Source organism: Pyrinomonas sp., from assembly GCF_040289685.1.
In the GTDB taxonomy this organism is placed as follows: Bacteria; Acidobacteriota; Blastocatellia; order Pyrinomonadales; family Pyrinomonadaceae; genus Pyrinomonas.
In genome coordinates, this window is sequence record NZ_PSLQ01000061.1 from 13,191 (window position 1) to 21,089 (window position 7,899).

4 protein-coding genes are annotated in these 7,899 nt (G+C 58.5%); 1 reads left to right on the plus strand and 3 read right to left on the minus strand.

The features are described from left to right. Window positions 1-226 precede the first annotated feature (226 nt). The 3 genes from C4334_RS12065 to C4334_RS12075 all read right to left on the minus strand — a co-directional run bounded on the left by C4334_RS12065 (window position 227) and on the right by C4334_RS12075 (window position 2,836). Complete coding sequence (locus tag C4334_RS12065) at window positions 227-418, minus strand: CstA-like transporter-associated (seleno)protein (RefSeq protein WP_352432338.1); 192 nt, start codon at window positions 416-418, stop codon at window positions 227-229. A 16-nt stretch (window positions 419-434) separates the two neighbouring features. Further along, window positions 435-2,495, minus strand: coding sequence for a carbon starvation CstA family protein (locus C4334_RS12070; protein ID WP_352432339.1), 2,061 nt, complete (start codon window positions 2,493-2,495; stop codon window positions 435-437). 158 nt (window positions 2,496-2,653) lie between these two features. Beyond that, the gene (locus C4334_RS12075) at window positions 2,654-2,836 is read right to left on the minus strand and encodes a hypothetical protein (protein ID WP_352432340.1); all 183 of its coding nucleotides are present in this window, start codon (window positions 2,834-2,836) and stop codon (window positions 2,654-2,656) included. Between the two features lie 1,525 nt (window positions 2,837-4,361). Between C4334_RS12075 and C4334_RS12080 the strand changes: the two genes are divergently transcribed. Next, window positions 4,362-7,899: RHS repeat domain-containing protein (locus C4334_RS12080; RefSeq protein ID WP_352432341.1), on the plus strand; the 3,538-nt coding region annotated here is incomplete at its 3' end.

The window sequence follows — 7,899 nt, forward strand, 5'->3', positions numbered from 1 at the left end:
TTCGACCGCGGATGCATAATAAGAGACTTCTATGCAGCGCATTAGCTGGACCAGATCAGTTAGGGAAGAGAGCGGCCTTAAAGGGTCGTCTCAGCGCGGGCTCGCCGCCCTTTCGAGAGCGGCTTCTTCCCGGTCATCCTCCCCCGGCATCAGGGGTTGGCCGCGCGCCGTAGGATGATCGACTTTAGAGGCAGAGAGCTCTCGGAAGAGCGATCGGGGCAGCGTTCTAACAGCAACGTCTGGCTGCGCCCCGATCGTAGCGAGCTTGCAGGCATTGATCGTAGAACTCTCGCCGCGAAAGCGGGGTTTTTCCGGGGCAGCGCGCTGAGTGCCACGCGAGATAGGCCTCGTAGTTCGGCAGACCGAGGATCGTCTTTATGGTGGCGCTCAATCGATGAAGGAATCTTTTCATCGTCATCCTCCTGGAAGCGGTTCTAACTCTGAAAGTTTGAGGACAAAACGAAAGGCGCTTCTTTCAACTCCGGCTTGCGTTTCACGACGAGCACCTGATAGCAGATGCGCACGGCGTCGAGAAAGACGCCGACGATCACCAAGATCAAGGTCGCCGTCATCAAAGCGTCCACGCGATCGTTGAAGAGCATCTTCTCCATATCGGCTAACGATTTCGCCGGAGCGATCAAATGGTCGCTGGCGATGCCATCGGCAACCAATCGGGCATGAGCGAGAAAGCCGATAGTTGGATCCGCGGAGAAGAGCTTTTGCCACCCAGCCGTTAGAGTGACGGCCAAAAGCCATGCAAGCGGCACGGCCGTTACCCAACTGTATCGCGCGCGCCCCATTTTAACGAGAACGACGGTTGCAGCGCTGAGCGCGATGCCGGCGAGCATCTGATTGGCGATGCCGAAAAGCGGCCACAGCGTGTTGATCCCGCCCAAAGGATCGGTCACGCCTTGGTATAGGAAGTAGCCCCACGTTGCAGCGATGATGGCGCTGGCCAGTGCGTTGGCGCCGAAGGATTCCGTGCGTCCAAGAGGTCTCCAGATGTTGCCCAGCAGATCCTGCAGCATGAAGCGCCCGACGCGCGTTCCGGCGTCGATCGTCGTCAGGATGAAAACGGCCTCGAAGAGGATGGCGAAATGGTACCAGAAGGCTTTGAAGCCGCCCATGAACTTTGAGAAGGTGTCGGCTATGCCGACGGCGAGCGTTGGCGCGCCGCCCGTGCGCGACAAGATGGTCTGCTCGCCCACATCCTTAGCCCATTGGGTGATCGTTTGCGCATCTATGGCGAAGCCCCATTGACTGATCTTCGCGGCAGCCGTCGCCGCGTCGGTTCCGATGGCGGCGGCGGGCGAGTTCATCGCAAAGTAGATGCCGGGGGTGAGCGAGGCGGCGGCGACCATCGCCATCACGGCGACGAAAGACTCCATCAACATAGCGCCGTAGCCTATCATGCGCGCCTGGGATTCGCGCTGAATCATCTTTGGCGTCGTTCCCGAAGCGATCAGCGAGTGAAACCCGGAGATCGCCCCACAGGCGATCGTGATGAAAAGGAAGGGGAAGAGATCGCCTTTGAAAACCGGTCCGGTCCCGTCGACGAAGCGCGTCAGCTTGGGCATGTGAATTGGCGGCAGGACGACCAGAATCCCGATCGCCAGCAGAAGGACCGTGCCGACCTTGAGGAAGGAGCTGAGATAGTCACGCGGCGCGAGCAGCAGCCAGACGGGAAGGATTGAAGCCGTAAACCCGTAGAGGATCATCAACTGAGCGAGCGTCGTCCCGCTCAGCGTGAAGAGACTAGCCCAGTACGGATGTTCCGCGACGCGCTGGCCCAGCCAGAGGGAAAACAGCAGCAGGGCGAATCCGATGAGCGATCCTTCCAGCACTCGACCCGGGCGCAAGTGGCGCATATAGACGCCCATCAGCAGCGCGATCGGAATGGTCATCGCAATGGTGAAAGTCCCCCACGGAGAGCCGCGCAGCGCGTTGACGACGACGAGCGCAAGCACGGCGATCAAGATGACCATGATCGCCGGGATGCCGATCAGAGCGAGCAGTCCGCTCGCCGGGCCGATCTCATCGCGGACTATCTGTCCCAAAGAGCGTCCATCGCGGCGCATCGAAAGGAAGAGGATGACGAAATCTTGAACGGCGCCGCCGAGAACGACGCCGATGATGATCCAGAGCGTGCCGGGAAGATAGCCCATCTGCGCCGCGAGGATCGGGCCAACAAGCGGTCCAGCTCCAGCGATCGCGGCAAAATGATGGCCGAGCAGCACCCATTTGTTCGTCGGGACGAAATCTTTGCCATCGTTATGTAGCTCGGCGGGAGTCGCGCGCCGATCGTCAACGCCGAGCGCTCTATTGGCGATGAACTTGCTGTAAAAACGATAAGCGACCGCATAGGTCGCCACTGCCGCGATGATGAGCCAAGCGGCGCTGATCGTCTCGCCGTTGTTGAGGGCTAGGATGGCGAAAGCGAGCGCGCCGAGCGCGGAGATGGTGGCCCACAGCAAGATGGAAAGAACTTTACGCAAGCTTCACGCTCCTCCTTCCCGATCGGGTCTTGAAAGATCTTAAGGTGAACGCTGTCGAGATTGTAACCGAAGATGCAGGGCGTTTCATCAAGTTTTCTTAAGCTTATCATCAGAGAAGTCTCGCGCGGATTCGAGAGTGAAATAGGGAGCGGTGCAGCTCATCCGTACGGTTCAAGCGATAATTCGCCGCTTTCGGAGACGTAAAAGTTGAGATAGAGGGGCGACCACGGGACCGTCGAATCCCGTTCGTTAGCTTCGAACGATGGAGAGAGGAAGACTCCTGAATCGTAAATAGTCTTGCCTGATTTCGCATCATACGCTTTGATCGAGTAGAAGCTCATGATGGTTGCGAAGGATGTTTGCTGATCGGCCGGCACCTTCCGCTTGAAATCGATGTCCCGCACAATGAAGGTCCGCTCAAGTAGGGTGCTCAGATCGCTTTTCGCAAAAGGGAGTTTTGCGAGCAGGATCTTTCGCAGAAAAAGTTCCGGGTCGAGATCGCGCTCTCGCCCTTCCCGCTGAAGCTAGCGCATAATCTCTTCAAACTCCCGCTCGGCAAGGTGAGCGATAAATCCGCCTTTCATCGTTTCGAAGTCCTCCTCGGCGAGAGCTTGAATCGCGCCGAAGTGTACAAAAGAAGGTGTGTCAAGGGAGACGTGAAAGCTAGCATAGCGAGCCTATCGCTGGGAGGAATGGCCGTGCTTTTGCAGTATGATTTCGAGAACGCTGATGGGAAGATCTCACTAGCCGGACGGTCAACATTTTAGGTCTCGATCTCGGGGAAAGATGAATTATCTTACGAATAAGTCAGAGCTTCTTGCGTTGTTTCGCGCGGCTGCTTCGGTCACGCATTTCCTATGGAGGGCCTCGTGAAAAAATCTGGGCTTGCTGCGCAAAAGCAAATAGCGGCGTTCTTCTCCTGGAGAAGCGCTTCGGTCGAAGCTCACGGAGGGATCGCGCGAAAGCAGAGCGAAAGAGTTCGAGCAGCTAACAGGTCGTCGCCGCTTCTTTCTTCCAAAAAGTCTTGACTCGCTTAAGCGAGCTGTGCCACTCATCGTGCGTCCTCAATGTCGGTAGATGAGCCAGCGTTGTTCAAAACATGCTGGCTCTGGCTGCAGATGATCCGGTTTGCAGTCGCGCGTCGGTTGCCCTAGCCTCCGCACTTTTCAGCCATCACGTGCTGGTGCTCGGAGCCATAGTCAAAAGGGAGCGTCGGAAGACCTGATGCGTCTCACTCCACCTCGTGGAGATTTGCTGCGAAGCGAAATAGAGAGCAAAGGTCGTAAAAAGCTGCGTTTCAGCGCCCTCGCTATGTTGGTGAAATAGGGCCATCCGTTGCTTATGCGCGATGGATGAAGCTCGCCCGTTCAGCAACATCGCGACGATTTCGGGGCGGAGAGCTTTGAGGAGACGAGAATATGCCTCGCCTTGCAGATACGCCACGCTCTCCCCGCTTGAGAGCGATCATCGGTCGGATCGGTTCGAAGAAGAGTTCAAATGGCGCAACTCGCGGTCGCCATATCGCGATTGGCGCGCCGCTTGCGCGAGCGAAACGAACGCTGGCTGCGACGATGGTCATCGTGTTGCTTTTGCCGGGACCGGTCGGGGCGCGCGTGATCTTTTGGGAGGCGCAAGTTTTCGGAGCGGATTTGGCCTTTGGGTTTAGGGCTTTCCTCGCACAACAGGGGCGGCAGGCACCATCTGGGCCGCGAGTCGAAAAGCAGGGGGAGCGTGACCGGCGCGTTGCGCAGGTCGAGATCGCGCCGCGCGCCATCAGATTGAGGGTGGGAGAAGATGTGCGCTTGATCGCCATCGCGCGAGACCGGGATGGGAGGCCCATCGGTGGCGTTCGAGTCAGATGGACGGGTGAGGATTTGGATCGCAGCAGGTCTGTGTTGGTCGGAGCTGACGGTCTTTTCGAAGCTCGCGTCGCGGGGCGATATCTCGTGCGAGCCGCAACAGGTAGTGTTAAGCGCAGCGGCGGAGATTGAGGTCACCGATGGCGAGCGGGCGAGCAGAGAGCGAGCGCGCACACCAGCGCGGCGACGGGCCGTAGAGACGCATCGCGTCTCTACGCGCGATCTGCCCCGGAGCTTGAGCGGAAGAACCGCGAGCTTCGGAAAGAACGCACGGGTTGGCAGCGGGACCGGAAACGGGCGGGTACGTTTGATCTCCGCTTCTTTGCGCTCGGTGGAGCGCAACGCGCTCGCTCGTCCGATCGATGATTCGAGGTGGGATGAAGGCAATTACTGGGCGGCGGACGATCCCGCCAATCGCGTCGGCGATCCACCCGGCTACCCACAGGATGATGGAGCGGGTAGCGGCAACTTTCAGCTCGCAGCGCCAGTGATCAGTTTGCCCGGACGCGGACTTTCGTTGAACTTGGTGCTCGCTTACAACTCGCGCGTATGGACCAAAGCTGGCTCAGAGATTGACTTCGATGCCGATCGTGGATGGCCTGCGCCAGGCTGGTCTTTAGGCTTCGGCAAGATCGTCGGGATGGGCGCAGGTGGCAGTATGATCATCGAACCAGATGGGACGCGTCGCGCTTTCACGGGCGCGTTAGCCAACTACGGCTCTGGTTACTACTACTTCAATGGGCATACAACCGATGGCAGCCTGATCGATTACTGGAGTTGGAGCTACAACGGTGTGATCTCGATGGCGGAAGCGCGATTGCCAAATGGGACCTTGATTCGCTATGGGGCCGCTGGAGACGGTTGCGTCTATCCGACGCAAATCGCGGATGTCAACGGCAACTACATCAGGATCGCTTATGTCGGTAATCAAGGGCCGCGAATTCAATACATCACCGACTCCTTGGGACGCGCCGTCGAATTTCATTACGACGAGAACGGGTTGTTGACGGCAATCACTGGACCGGGACTAAACGGAGCGGCGCGCACGCTCGTTCGCTTGCACTATCGGCAGCTCGCGCTGAACTATGGCTTTGCCGGGCTTACGGTGCGTGCGCGCAACCCCTTGGTGTGGGTGGTTGATGCCGTTTACTATCCTGCGACCGGAACGGGTTACTGGTTTGGCGATCCGGATTCATACTCGTCTTACGGGATGCTGGCGAAGGTCGAAGAACAGCGAGCGATGAGCTTCGACGCTTCGTCTTTGACCGAACAGGGGATGATCGGCACTGGGCAGATGACGCGCCGTCAGGTCTACAACTATCCGCTCGGACCTGATTATAGTTTGACGGATGCTCCGACCTACACGACTTTAACCGAAACCTGGGCTGGCATGGACGCTGAACCAGCCGTCACGCAGTACGCCATCTATCAAAACGCTTCTCCGCGACGAGTGGAGATCACACGTCCTGACGGGACAAAGAGCATTCAATATTCGTTCAACGCGCCCAATCAATACAACGACGGTTTAATTTACCGGGACGAACTGCGCGACTCACAAGGTAGTCTATTGGCTCGCAGCACGGTCACATGGGAGCAGGGAACGTATGATTCGCCGCGTCCCGTGCGGACCGAGATCACGGATGAGCGCGGGCAAGTGACGGCTACGGAGCTCAGTTACGGACCCGTTTACAACCAGGTTACGGAGACACGCGAGTATGATTACGGCGGGACGAACATGCGGCGCGTGACGCGCACCGCTTATGAGAACAGTACGAATTACACTAACCGCCACATCTTCAATCTCGTGCGGATTGTGGAGACTTACGGGGGCGATGGTGCGACGAGGCTTTCGCGCGTCGAATACGAGTACGATGGCGCGACGCTTCAAGACGCACCCGGCGTCGTGCAACACCTGCCATCACATAACCCGTACGCGCCGCCTGTGGAAAGCTGTTTGTGGCAGGATGATCCGAACGATCCGGATTACCAAAATCCAGGTTGCGTCGGTTGGGATCCGCGTTGCGATGGTTATGTCGAGCAGATCTACGTATGCAATACGCTTCCGCAATATGATCCGGCGACGGATTATCGCGGCAACGTCACGCAGATCAAGAAATACGCTGACGCCGCGAATCTCGCCGGTGCGACCACCGAGACGCGGCGTTATGACATCGCAGGCAACATGGTTGCGGCTTCGACCAGTTGTTGCGAGCAGACCTCGTGGAGTTACACCGTCGATACGCAGTACGCCTATCCGCAAGCGCAGACGCGCGGTGCCGCGGATCCTTCCGGTCCACGGGTGACGACGAGTGCCGTCTACGACTTTAACACCGGCTTGGTCCTTGCGACCACGGATGCTGATGGTCGGACCAGTCAGACCATTTACGATGCGAATACGTTGCGCCCACAGACGAGCTATGCATCGAGCGGCGCCTACACTTCTTACGCCTATGACGATACAGCAATGGTCGTTGGCGAGACGACGCGCACGGCTGATGGCACGCTCGCCAGTCAAAGCGTGCGGCGATTGAATGGGCTGGGCCAGATCAAGCGCGAGGAGGCGCTTGCGACAGGTGGCGCATGGGACGTGGTCGAAACGCAATACGACGAGCTCGGACGAATACGACGCCAAACGCGCCCGTATCGGGCCGGGCAGGAGCAACCGCAGTGGAACGAAACGCAGTACGATGCGTTAGGGCGTGTCGTATCGGTGCGCGCGCCTGACGGAAGTCAAACGCGAGTCTTCTACAACGAAGTTCAACGGCCCGATGTCGCGAGCGGTGAACCCGGACAAACTGAACGGCACGTGGATGCGTGGGGGCGCGAGCGCTGGCTGAGGACGGATGCGGATGGGCGATTGGTGGAAGTGGTCGAGCCAAACCCGCAAGGCGACGGATCGGTCTGGACCGGCGGGTTAGTGACGCGCTACATTTATGATCCTTTGGGCAATCTGATCGAGACGATCCAAGGGGCTCAACGGCGGCGCTTTCGTTACGACTCTTTGGGAAGGCTAACGCACCAGAAACTGGCCGAGCAATCGGCAACGTTGGATGATGCTGGACGGTATGTCGGGGGCGGGAGCTGGGGTGAAGTCTTCGCTTACGATGACCGCTCAAACCTGATCTGGCGCGTTGACGCCAGAGGCGTGCGCATAGTCTTTGACTACAACGGCGATCCGTTGAACCGATTGCAATCGGTCACGTATGACACGAGCGGAGCGGGGCAGCCAGTCGAACCTGCAGCTACGGTGCGTTACGAATACGTGACGGCGGGCGACCTGACGCGCGTCAAGCGCATTGTGGCTGAGGGCGTCAGCACCGAAGAGTACGAGTACGATGCCGAAGGGAGAATAAGTCGCAAGCGCGTCGTCTTAGCGACACGACCCAACCATCCGTTTGATGTCGAGTACATTTACGACACACTCGACCGAGTGACGGACGTGCGATACCCAGCGCAATATGGATTTGGCGCGGCGCTACGCAAAGTGGTCCACCACGACTACGACGTGGCGAGCCGATTGCGCGGACTCAAAGTGGATGGGGGGG

Coding starts and splice junctions, on each gene's coding strand:
- C4334_RS12065 (WP_352432338.1), bottom strand. CDS start 418: ATGACGATGAAAAGATTCCTTCATCGATTGAGCGCCACCATAAAGACG.
- C4334_RS12075 (WP_352432340.1), bottom strand. CDS start 2,836: ATGAGCTTCTACTCGATCAAAGCGTATGATGCGAAATCAGGCAAGACT.